The 16898-nt window shown below is 61.1% G+C and carries 17 protein-coding genes; 12 read left to right on the forward strand and 5 right to left on the reverse strand.

Translation table 11 applies throughout. The features are described from left to right. The first annotated feature begins 76 nt into the window (after positions 1 to 76). From ppsA to C8K58_RS11425, 8 genes are all read left to right on the forward strand, one after another. A complete protein-coding gene (ppsA, locus tag C8K58_RS11390) occupies positions 77 to 2452 on the forward strand; it encodes a phosphoenolpyruvate synthase (RefSeq protein WP_027603682.1) in 2376 nt (791 codons plus the stop codon). A 104-nt stretch (positions 2453 to 2556) separates the two neighbouring features. Continuing rightward, positions 2557 to 3546: an alpha/beta fold hydrolase gene (locus C8K58_RS11395; protein ID WP_027603683.1), complete on the forward strand. Its 990-nt coding sequence runs from the start codon at positions 2557 to 2559 to the stop codon at positions 3544 to 3546. A gap of 188 nt (positions 3547 to 3734) precedes the next feature. Next, positions 3735 to 4226, forward strand: coding sequence for a ribonuclease E activity regulator RraA (gene rraA / locus C8K58_RS11400; protein WP_027603684.1), 492 nt, complete (start codon positions 3735 to 3737; stop codon positions 4224 to 4226). A gap of 25 nt (positions 4227 to 4251) precedes the next feature. Beyond that, positions 4252 to 5247, forward strand: a complete 996-nt coding sequence (locus C8K58_RS11405; RefSeq protein WP_108573728.1) for a zinc transporter ZntB — start codon at positions 4252 to 4254, stop codon at positions 5245 to 5247. An 86-nt stretch (positions 5248 to 5333) separates the two neighbouring features. Beyond that, positions 5334 to 5579, forward strand: a complete 246-nt coding sequence (locus C8K58_RS11410) for a hypothetical protein (RefSeq protein ID WP_015885347.1) — start codon at positions 5334 to 5336, stop codon at positions 5577 to 5579. A gap of 2 nt (positions 5580 to 5581) precedes the next feature. Further along, positions 5582 to 6406, forward strand: coding sequence for a mechanosensitive ion channel domain-containing protein (locus tag C8K58_RS11415; protein ID WP_003175519.1), 825 nt, complete (start codon positions 5582 to 5584; stop codon positions 6404 to 6406). Between the two features lie 87 nt (positions 6407 to 6493). Further along, positions 6494 to 7084, forward strand: coding sequence for an RNA polymerase sigma factor SigX (gene sigX, locus C8K58_RS11420; RefSeq protein WP_010208495.1), 591 nt, complete (start codon positions 6494 to 6496; stop codon positions 7082 to 7084). Between the two features lie 107 nt (positions 7085 to 7191). Continuing rightward, the gene (locus C8K58_RS11425; RefSeq protein WP_027603686.1) at positions 7192 to 8172 is read left to right on the forward strand and encodes an OmpA family protein; all 981 of its coding nucleotides are present in this window, start codon (positions 7192 to 7194) and stop codon (positions 8170 to 8172) included. A gap of 59 nt (positions 8173 to 8231) precedes the next feature. Here C8K58_RS11425 and cobA read toward each other — a convergent pair whose 3' ends face one another. The 5 genes from cobA to C8K58_RS11450 form a co-directional block, all read right to left on the reverse strand. Beyond that, entirely contained in the window at positions 8232 to 8975 is a 744-nt protein-coding gene (cobA, locus tag C8K58_RS11430) for a uroporphyrinogen-III C-methyltransferase (protein ID WP_065924776.1), read from the reverse strand. 26 nt (positions 8976 to 9001) lie between these two features. Next, positions 9002 to 10672 carry a bifunctional protein-serine/threonine kinase/phosphatase gene (locus C8K58_RS11435; RefSeq protein ID WP_027603688.1) on the reverse strand — a complete coding sequence of 557 codons (1671 nt, stop codon included), beginning with the start codon at positions 10670 to 10672 and terminating at the stop codon, positions 9002 to 9004. Next, positions 10672 to 11883 carry a NarK/NasA family nitrate transporter gene (locus C8K58_RS11440; protein ID WP_027603689.1) on the reverse strand — a complete coding sequence of 404 codons (1212 nt, stop codon included), beginning with the start codon at positions 11881 to 11883 and terminating at the stop codon, positions 10672 to 10674. The genes C8K58_RS11435 and C8K58_RS11440 overlap by 1 nt, the downstream gene beginning before the upstream one ends. Before the next feature lie 229 nt (positions 11884 to 12112). After that, positions 12113 to 12688: an ANTAR domain-containing response regulator gene (locus C8K58_RS11445; protein ID WP_027603690.1), complete on the reverse strand. Its 576-nt coding sequence runs from the start codon at positions 12686 to 12688 to the stop codon at positions 12113 to 12115. Between the two features lie 13 nt (positions 12689 to 12701). Beyond that, complete coding sequence (locus C8K58_RS11450; protein ID WP_027603691.1) at positions 12702 to 13928, reverse strand: CmpA/NrtA family ABC transporter substrate-binding protein; 1227 nt, start codon at positions 13926 to 13928, stop codon at positions 12702 to 12704. A gap of 306 nt (positions 13929 to 14234) precedes the next feature. Between C8K58_RS11450 and sctC the strand changes: the two genes are divergently transcribed. From sctC to C8K58_RS11475, 4 genes are all read left to right on the forward strand, one after another. Further along, on the forward strand, positions 14235 to 15629 hold the full coding sequence (sctC, locus tag C8K58_RS11455; RefSeq protein ID WP_092355487.1) for a type III secretion system outer membrane ring subunit SctC: 1395 nt from the start codon (positions 14235 to 14237) through the stop codon (positions 15627 to 15629). Positions 15630 to 15644: 15 nt separating this feature from the next. Next, positions 15645 to 15857 carry a FliM/FliN family flagellar motor switch protein gene (locus C8K58_RS11460; RefSeq protein WP_027603693.1) on the forward strand — a complete coding sequence of 71 codons (213 nt, stop codon included), beginning with the start codon at positions 15645 to 15647 and terminating at the stop codon, positions 15855 to 15857. Between the two features lie 166 nt (positions 15858 to 16023). Beyond that, on the forward strand, positions 16024 to 16422 hold the full coding sequence (locus tag C8K58_RS11470) for a winged helix-turn-helix domain-containing protein (RefSeq protein WP_027603695.1): 399 nt from the start codon (positions 16024 to 16026) through the stop codon (positions 16420 to 16422). Further along, the gene (locus tag C8K58_RS11475; RefSeq protein ID WP_027603696.1) at positions 16415 to 16876 is read left to right on the forward strand and encodes a transglycosylase SLT domain-containing protein; all 462 of its coding nucleotides are present in this window, start codon (positions 16415 to 16417) and stop codon (positions 16874 to 16876) included. The genes C8K58_RS11470 and C8K58_RS11475 overlap by 8 nt, the downstream gene beginning before the upstream one ends. Positions 16877 to 16898 lie beyond the last annotated feature (22 nt).

Raw genomic sequence — 16898 nt, forward strand, 5'->3', positions numbered from 1 at the left:
CCACAAACGCGGGTAATCGCTCCTACGAGCAGCCGGCGTCCTGAGCTTTTCCAACACAGTTAGTGGAGAGATCACCTTGGTAGAGTACGTAGTTTCCCTCGATAAGCTCGGCGTCCATGATGTAGAGCACGTAGGGGGCAAGAACGCATCCCTCGGCGAGATGATCAGTAATCTTGCAGGCGCAGGTGTGTCGGTGCCGGGTGGTTTCGCCACCACGGCCCAGGCCTACCGCGATTTCCTCGAACTGAGCGGCCTCAACGCTCAGATCCACGCCGCGCTGGATGCCCTGGACGTCGATGACGTCAACGCCCTGGCCAAAACCGGTGCCCAGATCCGCCAATGGATCATGGAAGCCGAGTTCCCCGAGAAGCTCAACGAAGAAATCCGCACCGCCTTCGCCACCCTGTCGGCCGGCAACCCGGACATGGCCGTCGCCGTGCGCTCCTCGGCCACCGCCGAAGACCTGCCCGACGCCTCCTTCGCCGGCCAGCAAGAGACCTTCCTTAACATTCGCGGCGTGGAAAACGTGATCCGTGCCGCCAAGGAAGTGTTTGCCTCGCTGTTCAACGACCGTGCCATTTCCTACCGTGTACACCAGGGTTTCGACCACAAGCTGGTGGCCCTGTCCGCTGGCGTGCAGCGCATGGTGCGTTCGGAAACCGGCACCGCCGGCGTGATGTTCACCCTCGACACCGAGTCGGGCTTCCGTGACGTGGTGTTTATCACCGGCGCCTACGGCCTGGGCGAAACCGTTGTACAAGGCGCGGTCAACCCCGACGAATTCTACGTGCACAAGCACACCCTTGAAGCCGGCCGCCCGGCCATCCTGCGCCGCAACCTGGGCAGCAAGGCCATCAAGATGATCTACGGCGACGAGGCCAAGGCCGGTCGTTCGGTGAAAACCGTGGACGTCGACAAAGCCGAGCGCGCGCGCTTCTGCCTGAGCGACGCGGAAGTCAGCGAGTTGGCCAAGCAAGCGATGATCATCGAAAAGCACTACCAGTGCCCGATGGACATCGAATGGGCCAAGGACGGTGACGACGGCAAGCTGTACATCGTGCAGGCCCGCCCGGAAACCGTGAAGAGCCGTACCTCGGCCAACGTCATGGAACGCTACCTGCTGAAAGAAACCGGCACCGTGCTGGTGGAAGGCCGTGCCATCGGCCAGCGCATCGGCGCCGGCAAGGTGCGGATCATCAAGGACGTGTCCGAGATGGACAAAGTCCAGCCTGGCGACGTGCTGGTTTCCGACATGACCGACCCGGACTGGGAACCGGTGATGAAGCGTGCCAGCGCTATCGTGACCAACCGTGGCGGGCGTACCTGCCATGCGGCGATCATCGCGCGCGAACTGGGGATCCCGGCAGTGGTCGGTTGCGGCAACGCCACCCAACTGCTCAAGGACGGCCAGGGCGTGACCGTGTCCTGTGCCGAAGGCGACACCGGTTTCATCTTTGAAGGCGAGCTGGGCTTCGACATCAAGCAAAACTCCATCGACGCCATGCCCGACCTGCCGTTCAAGATCATGATGAACGTCGGCAACCCGGACCGTGCCTTCGACTTCGCGCAGTTGCCGAACGCCGGTGTGGGCCTGGCCCGCCTGGAGTTCATCATCAACCGCATGATCGGTGTGCACCCCAAGGCCCTGTTGAACTACGACGGCCTGCCGCTGGACATCAAGGAAAGCGTGGACAAGCGCATCGCCGGCTACGACGACCCGGTGGGCTTCTACGTCGAGAAGCTGGTGGAAGGCATCAGCACCCTGGCGGCGGCGTTCTACCCGAAAAAGGTCATCGTGCGCCTGTCGGACTTCAAGTCCAACGAATACGCCAACCTGATCGGCGGCAAGCTCTATGAGCCGGAAGAAGAGAACCCGATGCTGGGCTTCCGTGGCGCCTCGCGTTACATCAGCGAAGCGTTCCGTGACTGCTTCGAGCTTGAGTGCCGCGCCCTCAAGCGTGTGCGCAACGAGATGGGCCTGACCAACGTCGAGATCATGGTGCCGTTCGTCCGTACCCTGGGCGAAGCGAGCCAGGTCGTCGACCTGCTGGCCGAAAACGGCCTGTCCCGCGGCGAAAATGGCCTGCGCGTGATCATGATGTGCGAACTGCCGTCCAACGCCATCCTCGCCGAAGAGTTCCTGGAGTTCTTCGACGGCTTCTCCATCGGTTCCAACGACCTGACCCAGCTCACCCTGGGCCTGGACCGCGATTCCGGGATCATCGCCCACCTGTTCGACGAGCGTAACCCTGCGGTCAAGAAGCTGCTGGCCAACGCCATCCAGGCGTGCAACAAGGCCGGCAAGTACATCGGTATCTGCGGCCAGGGCCCTTCCGATCACCCAGACCTGGCCAAATGGCTGATGGAGCAGGGTATCGAAAGCGTCTCGCTGAACCCTGACTCCGTGCTGGAAACCTGGTTCTTCCTGGCGGAAGGCCAAGCGTCCGCCTGAGGTCGCCATGTCAAAAGTGCCGGTCCCCCGTCAGGGTGACCGGCATTCTTATCTGTACAGGGCGGAATCCTTGCGGACGTCGCCCTTTTTTGTGCAAGAGCATTATGCAAAGCAGCAGCAACCTGTTTCCTGTCGCCCTGATCAGCGCTGAGCGTCGTGGCGACCTGAGTGAAGACGTGTATCGCCTCAAGCCCGGTAACAGCCCCGACGGTACCGTCGAGCTGGCGGTGACCCGTTTGGGCCTGGCCGATGTCCCGGAAAACCGGGGCATCCCGGTTATTTTGTTGCACGGCAGTTTTTCCAACCGGCGTTTCTGGTATTCGCCCAAGGGGATCGGCCTGGGCGCCTACCTGGCCCGCCAGGGGTTCGATGTGTGGATCCCGGAAATGCGCGGTCATGGGCTGTCCCGGCGCAACCAGGGCTACGCCCGCAACCGCGTCGCCGACTACGCGCGTTACGATCTGCCGGCCATTGGCGCCTTTGTGCGTGAGCAAAGTGCGCAGATTCCCCATTGGATGGGTCATTCTCTCGGCGCTACAACCCTGGCGGCGGCCCTGGGTGGGCAGCACCTGGGGGCGCCGGCAGTGGCCTCGGTGGCGCTGTTTGGCTGTCAGGTCAGTCGCAGCCACTGGCCCTTGAAACTTCCCCCGGTGGAGTGGACCGGCCGTCTGCTGTTGAAGCGTTTCGGCGCAGTGTCCGGCTCGCGGCTCAAGCGGGGCCCGGAGGACGAACCGGCGGGCGTGCTGATCGAAGCCATGCGCTGGAATGGCCTGTTCGGTCGCTTTGGCGAAGGTAAGCGCGATTGGTGGAAAGGCCTGGCGGACGTCGATGTGCCGCTGTTGGCCGTCAGCGCGGCGGGCGATCGGCAGGATCCGGACTGGGCGTGCCGTAAGCTGTTCGAGCAGATCGGCTCCGAGCACCGTCAGTACCTGTGCCTGGGGCGCCAGCAAGGGTTCAGCGGTGATTTCGGGCATGTGGAAATGCTCGTCAGCAAGGCCGCCCAGGCCGAGGTCTGGCCGCTGGTTGAGCAATGGTTGAACGACCCGCTGGCACCTTTATTGGCTGCCAAGCCCGAGGCATTGGTCGTAGTTTGACCCAGGGCTCTGCCAAGGGCGTTTCGCTCGTGTGTGGTTGCGGCTAATATATGACGCGTTAAACGCTTCTGGTCATATTCAGTCGCGCAGTGGTTATTGCGTTACGACGAAGCGGATGGGATGTTGCGCACCGGCTCCGGCTGGTGCTTCTTTCGAAAGACACTTCTTTGGCGGAAAGGAATTTTTCAATGAACCATTACGTGACCCCCGACCTGTGCGACGCCTACCCGGACCTGGTGCAGGTAGTCGAGCCGATGTTCAGCAACTTCGGTGGCCGAGATTCCTTCGGCGGCGAGATTGTCACCATCAAATGTTTCGAAGATAACTCCCTCGTCAAGGAGCAGGCCGACCAGCCGGGCGCCGGCAAGGTGCTGGTGGTCGACGGTGGTGGTTCCCTGCGGCGCGCGTTGCTGGGCGACATGATCGCCGAGAAAGCCGCGAAAAACGGTTGGGAAGGGTTGGTGATCTATGGCTGCATCCGTGACGTCGATGTGATCGCCCAGACCGACCTTGGGGTACAGGCGCTGGCCAGTCATCCGATGAAAACCGATAAGCGCGGGATCGGCGACCTGAACGTCGTGGTGACATTCGCGGGTGTGACGTTCCGCCCGGGTGAGTACATCTACGCCGACAATAATGGCGTGATCGTCTCGCCAAGCCCGCTGCAGATGCCTGAATAAACCGCAATAACCGACAGGGGTGAGGATGTTCGAGGAAGAAAACGCGCAGTGGGGGCTGGTGCATGCCCTGGTGCTGGACGGTAAAGGCGGTGCGCGTTCGATTGCCCGGACTGAGCTCGACGACTTGCAACTGCAGCCCCAGGAAAGCCTGTGGCTGCACTGGGATCGCGGCCATCCCCAGACCCAGACCTGGCTGCGCAAATCCAGTGGCTTGAGCGAATTCGCCTGTGACCTGCTGCTGGAGGAGAACACCCGCCCACGCCTGTTGCCGCTGCCGGATGCCGAGTTGCTGCTGTTCCTGCGCGGGGTCAACCTCAATCCGGGGGCCGAGCCGGAAGACATGGTCTCGGTACGTATCTTCGCTGCCGCCAGCCGTGTGATCTCCCTGCGTCTGCGCCCGTTGCGCGCCACCGATGAACTGCTGGTGCAGTTGGCGGATGGCAAGGGGCCGAAAACCGCTTCGGAGCTCATCCTTTATATGGCGCAGTACCTGACCAACAAGGTCCAGGATCTGGTCACGGATTTGTCGGAAATCGTCGATGCGGAGGAAGAAAAACTCGATACCGACGAACGGTATACACCTGAACATGGCAGTGTTTTGCAGATCCGTCGCCGAGCGGCCGGGCTAAAGCGTTTCCTGTCGCCGCAGCGGGATATTTTTGCCCAGCTCACGCGGATAAAATTGCCGTGGTTCTGTGACGACGATGCCGACTATTGGAACGAATTGAACAACAGCCTGACCCGCTACCTGGAAGAACTCGAATTGACCCGGGAGCGCGTGGGGCTTGTGCTTGAGGCCGAAGACCGACGCTTGAGCGTACGCATGAACCGCACCATGTACCGCTTCGGGATCATCACGGGAATCTTCCTGCCGATGAGTTTCCTGACCGGTTTGCTGGGTATAAATGTGGGGGGCATACCGTTCTCTGCCAGCCCCTACGGATTCGTGATTGCATGCCTGTTGATGGTCTCGGTGGCACTCGGACAATGGTGGCTGTTTCGACGATTGCGCTGGGTTTGAGCTGAATATGACCTGAACGTAGGAAGGGGCCTATGTGACCCCAGGAATTTTACCCTCGTCTTTTAAAACACTTGCGAGAGGTCTTTATGCACGATCCGTTCGAACAGTCTTTGCGTGACATGCTCAATGCCTCGCCGTCCAACCGTGACGACGATGCCTGCCTGGGCCGCGTATTGAAAACCGCTAACCGTCAGGTGGGCGCGGGTGACCTGTTCGGTCTGCTCGGCCGCTGGATGCCGGCGTTGATGATGGCCCTGAACAACGGTTCGGCCCACGTGTCGCCGGTTTCCCGTCGTAAACCTCTTGCTCGCACTGCTGATAAGGCTGATTGAATATGGAACTTGATCTCTGGACCCAGAGCCTGGTCACCGCGATGACCGCATTGTGGACCAAGGTGGCGAATTTCATCCCCAACCTGTTTGGTGCCCTGGTCCTGGTGTTGCTGGGCTTTGTCGTGGCCAAGCTGCTCGACACCCTGCTGTCCAAATTGCTCGCGAAACTGGGCCTTGACCGCCTGATGGCCGGCACCGGCCTGACCAAGCTGCTGGGCCGCGCCGGGTTGCAGGTGCCGATCTCCACGTTGATCGGCAAGATCGTCTATTGGTTTGTTTTGCTGATTTTTCTGGTTTCTGCGGCGCAATCCCTTGGACTTGAGCGAGTTTCAGCTACGCTCGACATGCTGGCGCTGTATTTACCGAAGGTTTTCGGCGGCGCGCTGGTGCTTCTCGTAGGCGTTTTGCTTGCTCAACTGGCCAATGGGCTGGTGCGCGGCGCCGCTGAAGGGGTGGGGTTGGATTATGCCGCTGGCCTGGGGCGCATCGCCCAGGGGTTGGTGATCATCATCAGTATTTCGGTCGCGATCAGCCAGTTGGAGGTCAAGACTGACCTGCTCAACCACGTGATCGTCATCGTTTTGATTACCGTTGGTCTGGCCGTTGCGCTGGCCATGGGCTTGGGAAGCCGGGAAATTGCCGGCCAGATTCTCGCGGGAATCTATGTGCGTGAGTTGTATCAGGTTGGGCAACAGGTGCGTGTGGGCGAGGTCGAAGGGCAAATCGAGGAGATCGGCACAGTCAAGACGACGGTGCTGACCGATGACGGCGACCTGGTGTCGCTGTCCAATCGGATTCTCCTCGAGCAGCAGGTCAGTAGCCGCTAACCCGGTAAACCCTGCTAATGTACGCCGCCGCAAGCCCGGCTGACCGGGCTGTAGCGGACATTGACCTGACTGTCGGCACGACTTGTTTTGAATAAAGCCCAAACGCTGTCCACGCGCTATGACCCCCGTGAGCTCTCTGATGAGGAGTTGGTCGCGCGCTCGCACACGGAGCTGTTTCACGTAACTCGCGCGTATGAAGAATTGATGCGCAGATATCAACGCACTCTGTTCAACGTTTGTTCAAGGTATTTAGGGAACGATAGAGATGCGGATGATGTCTGTCAGGAAGTGATGCTCAAGGTGCTGTACGGCCTGAAGAACTTCGAGGGCAAATCGAAGTTCAAGACGTGGCTGTACAGCATCACCTACAACGAGTGCATCACGCAGTATCGGAAGGAACGGCGAAAGCGTCGCTTGATGGACGCCTTGAGTCTGGACCCCCTTGAGGAGGCGTCTGAAGAAAAGGCGCCGGCACCCGAGGAAAAGGGCGGACTCGATCGCTGGCTGGTGTATGTGAACCCGATTGACCGGGAAATTCTGGTGCTACGATTTGTCGCAGAGCTGGAGTTCCAGGAAATCGCTGACATCATGCACATGGGTTTGAGTGCTACAAAAATGCGTTACAAGCGTGCTCTAGATAAATTACGTGAGAAATTTGCGGGCGAGACTGAAACTTAGTGCGTGGCAAATATCTCTTACGTGTAGGCAAGTTCTGTTAGACTTGTCGCCGAGTTGTCCCCCGGTTTGTGGGACTGCTTTACAATCACCAGATGGGGATTTAACGGATGAAACTGAAAAACACCTTGGGCTTGGCCATTGGTTCTCTTATTGCCGCTACTTCTTTCGGCGTTCTGGCACAAGGCCAAGGCGCAGTTGAAGGCGAGCTGTTCTACAAGAAGCAGTACAACGATAGCGTCAAGCACATCGAAGACGGCTTCAATCCTGGCGCTCGCATCGGTTACTTCCTGACCGACGACCTGTCCTTGAACCTGTCCTACGACAAGACCAACCACACCCGTTCGAACGACGGTACTGGTAACCAGAAGATCAAAGGCGATACCGGCAGCCTGGTTGCCCAGTATCACTTCGGTCAAGCTGGCGTAGACAGCCTGCGTCCATACGTAGAAGGCGGCTTCGGTCACCAGAGCCGTACCAACGTCCAGGCTGACGGCCACAGCGGTCGCGACCAGACTACCTTCGCTACCGTTGGTACCGGCGTGAAGTACTACTTCACCAACAACCTGTACGCTCGTGCCGGTGTTGAAGCTGACTACGGTCTGGACAACGGCAAGTGGGACTACTCCGCACTGGTTGGCCTGGGCGTGAACTTCGGCGGTAACGCTGGCGCAGCTGCTCCAGCTCCTACCCCAGCACCAGCTCCAGAGCCAACTCCAGAGCCAGAAGCTCCAGTTGCCCAGGTTGTTCGTGTTGAGCTGGACGTTAAGTTCGACTTCGACAAGGCCGTTGTTAAGCCTAACAGCTACGGCGACGTGAAAAACCTGGCCGACTTCATGGCTCAGTACCCAGCTACCAACGTAGAAGTTGCTGGTCACACTGACTCCGTAGGTCCAGACGCCTACAACCAGAAGCTGTCCCAGCGTCGTGCTGACGCTGTTAAGCAAGTCCTGGTTAAAGATGGCGTTCAGCCTAGCCGCATCACCGCGGTAGGTTACGGCGAATCCCGCCCAGTTGCTGACAACGCAACTGAAGCTGGTCGTGCTGTTAACCGTCGCGTAGAAGCGTCGGTTGAAGCTACCGCTCAGTAATTACTGAGATGTAGAAAAAACCCGGCTTCGGCCGGGTTTTTTTTCGCCTGGAATTTGCCTCAGGCGCTGACTGCGGCTGCGACATAAGCCGTCTGCTCGGCGGCCGCAACATGGCCGATCACCAGAATCGCCGGGCTCTTCAAGGCAAATGCCTGTGCGTCTTCATGCATCCGCGACAGCTCACTGCGGCATTCGCGCTGTTGGGGCAGTGAGGCGTTTTCGATCATCGCCACCGGCATATCTGCCGCCATCCCGCCTTCGAGCAATTGCTGGCGAATCTCCTCCAGCTTGGCCACTCCCATATACACCACCAATGTCGTCCCGCCCTCGGCCAACGCGCGCCAATTAAGGCTGCTGTCGTCCTGGGTATGGGCCGTGACCAGGGTCACACCGCGGCTGACGCCACGCAACGTCAGTGGAATCGCGCAATTCGTTGCCCCCGCCAGCCCGGCGGTGATCCCGTTGACCAACTCTACTTCGACGCCGCGTTCGCGCAGCCACACGGCTTCTTCGCCACCGCGGCCGAAAATGCACGGGTCACCCCCTTTCAGCCGCACTACGCACTTGCCTTGGCGGGCGTAACGCAGCATCAGGCGGTGGATAAAGTCCTGCGGGGTCGAGCGGCAGCCGCCGCGTTTGCCGACCGTGATCACCCGCGCTTCGGCGCAGTGCTCCAGCACTGCGGGGTTGACCAGGTCATCGATCAGTACCACATCGGCTTCGTGCAGGGCCCGTACAGCCTTGAGGGTCAACAGCTCCGGATCGCCAGGGCCCGCGCCCACCAGCCAGACTTTTGCGTTCATGGGTTTTTCCTCGTCTAGAGCTGACGTCAGTTGTGAAAGAGTGAATACAGAAGAATCAGATTGATCAGCATCGAGACCAGGCCCAAGGTGCGCCAGACCTTCAACGGTTCGCGCTCCAGCAGGGGCCTGGGGCGGATGCTCAGTTCATGGCGGTCCGCCTGTTCCAGCACCAGCAGCCATTCCTCGGCGGTTTCATAGCGATGCGCCGGCTGGGCAGCCACGGCGCGCTCCAGGCTCAGGGGGAGCCAATCGGGGAGATCCGGGCGATAGCGGCTGGCGCTGACAGCCTGGGCAAATCGAGGCCGTTGGAAGGCTTCGATTTCCCCGTAGGGGTAATGCCCGGTCAACAGGTAATACAAGGTGACGCCTACGCTGTACAAATCCTGCTGGGCTGTCGGACGGTCGCCATTGAACGCTTCGGGCGCGATAAAGCTCGGGGTGCCCGGCAGTACGTGGGCCCGGTCCTCAGAAAGACCCGGGCAGTAGGCCAGGCCGAAATCCAGCACGCGCAATTCACCGTCATCCCCCAGCAGCAGGTTTTCCGGCTTGATGTCGCGGTGCAGGATCTGCCGTCGGTGCAGCATGCCGACTGCGCGCAGCAAACGCTCGGCGACGGACTGCCATTGCGCCAGGGGCAATGGGCCCTGGTGCTGGAACAGCTCGGCCAGGGTCTGCCCCGGGTATTCCCGCATGACGTAGTACAAATGCTGGCGCCCGCTGGCGGCGTGCACCTCAGGAAAGGCACGCCCGGCTACCCGTCGCAAAAACCACTCTTCCGACAGTAATGCCTGGCCGGCGTCGCTGTCGTCGTCGCGGCTCAGTGGCAGGGTTTTCAGCAGCCAGGGCTGCTGTTGGGCATCGCGCACCCGGTACAGCAACGACTGCCTGCTTTGCGCCAGCACGCTGTCCACCTGCCAGCCTTCAAAGCGTTGCCCGGATTTCAGCAGCGGTGGCAAGGGCCATTGCTGCAATTGCACCAGGGCGTCACCGAGGGTGGCAGCGCCGAGTGTGTCGACGCGCACCAGCAAGGCGCTGGCATTGTCCTGGCTGCCCGCCAGGTGTGCGGCATTGACCAGCGTGGTGACCGCCAGGTCCAGGTCGGTTTGTTCGCGCAGGATCGCGCTGATGCTGTGATCGCCCAGGGTGGCCCAGACGCCGTCGCTGAGCAGCAGGAAGCACTCACCTTCACGCAATTGACCGTCGAGAAAATCCAGCACCAGGTGCTGATCCAGGCCGAGGGCACGCTTGAGCACGTGCTGCATGCCCGGTTGCTCCCACACATGGTCTTCGCTGATGCGCTGCAACTCACCGTCCAGCCAGCGATACGCCCGGCAATCACCGACATGGGCCAGGGTGAAACGCTGGCCGCGAAAGACCAGGGCACTGAGGGTGGTCAGCAACGGCTGGCCGCCGCCATTGGCCTGCAACCAGCGGTTTTGCGCCAGCAGCAAGCGCTCCAATGCCTGTGCCACACCCCAGGTTTGCGGCGTGGCGTAGTAATCCAGGGCCAGGGCTTGCAAAGTCGAGCGTGCGGCCAGGCCGCCGTCGGCGCACTGGCTCACACCGTCGGCCATGGCGCACAGGTAGCCTTTGCTCGCCGCCAGTTCCGCTGCGGGGGTGACGACCCGCAGCGCATCCTGGTTTTCCGCCCGTGGGCCGATGGCGCTGGCGTGGGCGACGCTCAGTTGCAGGCTCATCAGACGCGCGCAGCGGTCACTGCGGCCGAACCCCAGGTGGTTCTCCAGCGACGCTTGACGCCATGCAGGCCGAACCAGGCCAGTACGCCCAGGCTGGCGAACAGCCACAAGGCCAGTTGATAGCTGCCGGTGCTCTGCTTGATTGCGCCCATGCCCGCGGCCAGGGCGAAACCGCCGATGCCGCCGGCCATGCCGATCAAGCCGGTCATCACACCGATCTCACGCCGGAAACGCTGTGGCACCAACTGGAACACCGCGCCATTGCCCGCACCCAGGCCGAGCATGGTGCAGACGAAGAGCGCCAGTGCCGCGTAGGAGCTGGGCAGGTTGAAACCCACTGCCGCAATGCAGATCGCCGCGACACTGTACATGCCGAGCAGGGTGCGGATTCCGCCGAAACGGTCGGCCAGGGCGCCGCCCAGTGGGCGCATCAGGCTGCCACCGAACACGCAGGCGGCGGTGTAGTAGCCGGCAGTCATGGGGCTCAGGCCGTATTGGTCGTTGAAATAGCCGGGCAGGGCGCTGGCCAGGCCGATAAAACCGCCGAAGGTCACGCTGTAGAAAAACATGAACCACCAGCTGTCGCGGTCGCCCAGGGCCTTGAAGTAATCGGCCATGGACTTGGCTTTCGGCCGCTCGGGTGCATTGCGTGCCAGCCAGGCGAAGACGATCAGCGTCAGGATCAGCGGAATCAGCGCAAAGCCGAACACATTGCTCCAGCCAAACGCCGCCGCCAGCACAGGGGCCAGCAACGCCGCGAACACCGTGCCCGAGTTACCCGCACCGGCGATGCCCATGGCCTTGCCCTGGTGTTCGGCCGGGTACCATTGGGACGCCAGCGGCAGTGCCACCGCAAAGGACGCGCCGGCCATGCCGAGGAACAGTCCCAGCAACAAGGCTTGTTCGTAGCTGTGAATCCCCAGTTTCCAGGCGCTGAACAAGGCGACGATCACAATCACCTGGCCAATCAGCCCGGCGGTCTTGGGCGACAGCTTGTCCGCCAGCATGCCCATCAGGAAACGCAGCACCGCGCCGGCCAGGATCGGCGTCGCCACCATCAGGCCGCGTTGTTGGGTGGTCAGGTGCAGGTCGGCGGCAATCTGCACCGCCAGGGGGCCCAATAAATACCAGACCATGAAACTCAGGTCGAAATACAGGAACGCGGCAAACAGGGTCGGGGTGTGCCCGGATTTCCAGAAGCTTGATTTCATCACGCACCTCAACGGTTGGGAGTCTTGTAAGAAGGCCTGGTGATGGAGCTGCCGGCTGAGGCCGCCCCACCGGCCCCGTGCTACCGGGGCCAAAACAAAAAAACGCCGCCACCGGGTTCGCAAGGGCAAACCGGGTGTGCGACGTCTTTGTCGTGAAGGGGCAACCGCCGTTGGTTACCTGTGGTGATTACTTAGCAAGTCCTGCGCCAACATGCTGGCCGTAGTGTGCTCAGCCGAGCAGTTCACTCATGGCGATGATCTGCTCCGCCACCTGGATCAGTTTCTGCTGGCGGCTCATGGCCTGGCGGCGCATCAGGGTGTAGGCCTCTTCCTCATTGCAGGCCTTCATTTTCATCAGCATGCCCTTGGCCAACTCGATGCGCTTGCGCTCGGCCAACTGCTGGTCACGGGCCTGGAGCTGGGCGCGCAAGGCTTGGTCGCTCTCGAAGCGAGCCATGGCCACGTCGAGGATCGGTTGCAGGCGCTGCGCCTGAATGCCTTCGACGATGTAGGCGCTGACCCCCGACTTGATCGCCTGGCGCATCACGTCGGGGTCGTGCTCGTCGGTAAACATCACGATGGGCCGGGGCTGGTCGCGGCTGACCAGCACCACTTGCTCCATCACATCGCGGCCCGGTGACTCGGTATCGATCAGGATGACGTCCGGGCGCACCGTTTCGACGCGCGCAGGCAGGTCGATGGTCAGGCCGGATTCATCGATCACTTCAAAACCAGCCTCGATCAGCGCTGTCCTCAGGCGGCCGACTTTGCGTGGCGTGTCGTTGATCAACAGGATTCGCAGCATGGAAATCCTCCTGTCAGCGCAAGGCTTGGCGGCTGGTAGGGTCCGCCATGGCATGCAGGCGGAAGCTGCGCGCGTAGCCGGCGGGATCCGAGCCGTCCCAGATCTTGCCGTCGATCAGTTGACTGCTGCGCATGTCCTGGCCGTTGTCGCCGAGGCCCAGTGCCTCGGCGGCCTGACGATACAGCGCCAGCTGTTGCACTTGGCGCGCCACGCCCAAGTAGTCAGGGTCTTCGCGCAGCAGGCCCCAGCGTCGAAACTGGGTCATGAACCACATGCCATCGCAGAGGTAGGGCAGGTTGACCTCGCCATCGGCAAAAAAACGCAGGGCGTGGGGGTCCTGCCATTGGTTGCCCAGGCCGTCGTCATAGGCGCCCAGCAAGCGCGGCTCGATGCAGTCGAGCGGGGCATCGAGGTACTCGCGGCCACTGAGCAGTTGTGCGGTGGAGCGACGGTTTTCGGTGTTTTGCTCGATAAAGCGGCTGGCCTCCAGGATCGCCATCACCAGCACGCGGGCGGTGTTGGGGTACTGGTCGACAAATGCCTGGGTGCAGCCGAGCACCTTTTCCGGATGGTTCGGCCAGATCGCCTGGCTGGTCGCCAGGGTAAAGCCCTGGTTTTGCTTGACGGCACTGGCGCACCAGGGCTCGCCGACGCAAAAGCCATCGATACGCCCGGCCTGCAGGTGCGCGAGCATTTGCGGGGGTGGTACCACGACGCTGTCCACATCCTGTAGCGGATGAATGCCTTGGCTCGCCAGCCAGTAGTACAACCACATGGCGTGAGTGCCTGTGGGAAAGGTCTGGGCGAAAGTCAGTTTTGTTCGGCTTTGGTGCACATGACGGTCCAGCGCCTCAGGAGTGACCACGCCCTGCTGTTGCAGGCTGCGGGACAGGTTGATGCTTTGGCCGTTCTGGTTCAGCCCCATCAAGACTGCCATGTCGGTAGGTGCGACGCCGCCGATGCCCAGGTGCACGGCATAGACCAGCCCGTACAGGCTGTGGGCGGCGTCCAGCTCGCCGCTGACCAGTTTGTCCCGCAGGTTGGCCCATGAAGATTGGCGCTTGAGGTTGAGGGTCAAGCCATAAGGCTGTGCGAAACCCTGGGTCGCCGCCACCACCAGGGATGCGCAATCGCTCAAGGCCATGAAGCCCAGGTCAAGGCTGCTCTTTTCCGGGGCATCACTGCCGTTGACCCAGGCCAGCGGGTCGTTCGTCGGGCTGTTGCCAACCGAATCGTTCATCAACACCTACCTTTTCTTTCACAAAAAAGCGTCGTTCCCTCAGATGGCGATGCAAGGCCATTGCGGGTAACGACGCCTTTGTCCGTAAGCCCGCTCCGCCGTTGGTGCGCGCCTTGATACAGAGTCCGTAGCAAGGCACATGCCACGGGCCGATGGGCGCCGCCAGCCGTCAACTTTTCATCAAGATTGAAACTCGGCTGCCTCTCAGTATGGCCGCTTCTTACTGCCAGGCCGCCCAGGAAATCCCAGGTGTACGCTCACTTTTCCGTAACCACTCCCTGTCTCTGGCTGCTGCTTGCCGCGCTGATGCTGGGAAGTGCCGGTGCCCGGGGCGAAATCTACCAGGCGCAGGACGAGAGCCTGCATACCGTCTTTACCGCCTTGTCCGTGCCCATGGGCCTGCCCATCGTCGTGAGCGGTGAAGTGGCGCGCATACGCATCAGCGAGGTCATTGACCTCGCTATGCCGCTGCACGCCCTGGAGACGCTTGCGTTGCAGTACGGCTTGATCTGGTACAGCGATGGCCAGGCGCTCTATCTCTACAACGCCAGCGAGGCAAAACGTTCGGCAGTGGTGCTGAGGCATATATCTGTCGAGCGGTTTCGTGGCCTCATGCGCCGTTGGGGGCTTGATGAGACGCGCTACCCCCTGCGCGTGAGCGGGGCACGCACATTCGATGTGTCCGGCCCACCTCATTATGTCGACCACGTTTTGCGCCTTGCCCAATTGATGGATCGCGAGCGTGCTGAGTTACAAGTAGGTAACCAGGCGTTTGCTGTCGTTCAGGTACTCAACACCCACGTGGCAGACCGCGGCTATGCCATGGGTGACGAAAAGGTCACGGTGCCGGGAATCGCGTCGACGATCGAAACCCTGTTGGGTTCCGAACAGAAGGGACCGCTGGCCGACAAGAACCTGGTGGTGATCGCATACCCGGATACCAATAGCCTGCTGATCAAGGGTAAACCTGCGCAGTTGGGGTTCATCGAGCGCCTGGTGGCGGAGTTGGACACGCCCAAGCGTTCTATCGAAGTCTCGCTCTGGATGGTGGATGTGGACCGTAACGAGCTGAAAAAGCTGGGTTTTGACTGGGACAAGGATGGGAAGGCCCAGGCCACGCGCATTCTGGAGCCGATGGACGATAACCGCGTGATGGCGCAAATCGCCACGCTGGAGCGCCGGCGGCGAGCAAGGGTGATGACGTTGCCGGTGATTCTCACCCAGGAGAATGTGCCGGCCGTGTTCCAGGATAACCACACCTTCTACCTGCCTGCTCCCGGAGCCGACCATGCTGATTGGAAGCCCGTGCAATACGGCTCCCAGGTCAGCGTACTGCCGCGTTTTGCCGAAGCGAACCAGATCGAGATGCTGCTCCATGTCGAGGATGGTCGACAATTGAGCCAGGCGGGGCGGCGCGGCAAACCGACCGCGGTCGGACGGGTGAGTGCCAGCAGTGTGGTGAGGGTCGCGCAGGGCAAGCGCCTGTGGCTGGGAGCGTTCAGCCGTGAGGCGCATGAGCCGGGACGCAGCACCGCTCCAGCCGGCCCGGCCAAGGTTCGCCTGTTTGTGATTCAGGCCCGGGCCGCGGGTAGCGAGTTGAAGGCGTTGGCCACAGGCGTGGGCGCACCACCGTTGAGTGCGGCGCAATACGAGCGCGTGCAACGTGCGTTTGTACGCCCGGGTCGCGATAGCTCTCCGTGAATAAGGTGTTGACCCATGCATTTGGAAATTCTTCTACAGGAACAACTGATCAGCCGCAGGCGCCTGGCAGCTTTTGCTGCTGGAAAGGTGCTGCCATTGTCGCCGGGCATCATCCACTGCGTGGAAGTTCGGGTTAATGGCCGGTTGCTCGCATTGGGCGAGTTGGTGCAACTGGAGGATCGGTTGGGTGTTGAGTTGCACGAGGTCTATAAATGGGGGAGCGCCTGACGTATGTGGGTGAAGTGTCTTACAGGGTGTTGCTAAAAAGCGTCGGCTGTATGGGTTTTTTCCTAGCGTGGGCTGCAAGGTGGTTTTTTATAGTCGTGATGTGGGCACAAGAGCCAGTACTGGAAAATAAGGACTTCAATGTCAGTAGTCGGATGTCGAGGTAGATATGGCCGTCGTGAATGATGAGTTGACGACGACGTCCCTGCTCTTTTCCCAGTGGACGCTGCATGGCGATGGTCGCCTGACCGGCGACGGCAGCGACGTCCAGTTGCCACCCAAGGAGCTGCATGTTTTGCGGCTGTTGTTGGTCTCTGGCGGTGCACTGATGACCAAGGATCGTTTGCTGGAGTTGGCCTGGCCCCAGGGGGAGGTCGCCGAGGAGTCGCTGACCCGTTGCATTTATTCGCTGCGCAAGCATCTTGGCGCTGACAAAGGCTTTATCAAGACCATTTATGGTCGCGGGTATCGCTTTACATGCCCTGTGAAGGCTGCGCGGCAGGGGCCCGGGCCTATGGATACCGTGCCGCATGTGTGTTCGGCCTGTGGCCAAGTCAGTCATGGCTGAGTTCTGGCGCCGGCTGCTGTGGCTTGGCCTGGTGACGAGCGGCAATCAGGCACTGGCCTATTGCTGGGAGGAAACCGCCCATCGCTACGATATCGAGCCGGAGTTGCTACAGGCTATCGCCGCCGTGGAGTCGGATTTTCGCCCGGATGCGATGAACTACGCCAACGGTAACGGCACACGGGATATCGGCCTGATGCAGATCAACAGTATCCATTTGCCTCGCCTGCTCAAGCTGGGTATCACCGAGGAAAGGCTGTTGAGTGAGCCCTGCCTGTCGGTGGAAGTCGGGGCGTCCATACTGGCCGAGTTTATCCAGCGTTTTGGCTACAACTGGACGGCGGTGGGGTCCTACAATGTCGGGCCCGGCTCCGGCCCTGAGCGCGACGCGTTGCGCATGCGCTATGCAGAAAAAATCTGGGCACGTTATGAGGCCCTGGTACAGCAACGCTACTGACGTTTGGGCGGCGCGCCTCGCG

Origin of the sequence: Pseudomonas sp. GV047, assembly GCF_003058245.1 — a bacterium.
Taxonomy (GTDB): Bacteria; Pseudomonadota; Gammaproteobacteria; order Pseudomonadales; family Pseudomonadaceae; genus Aquipseudomonas; species Aquipseudomonas marginalis.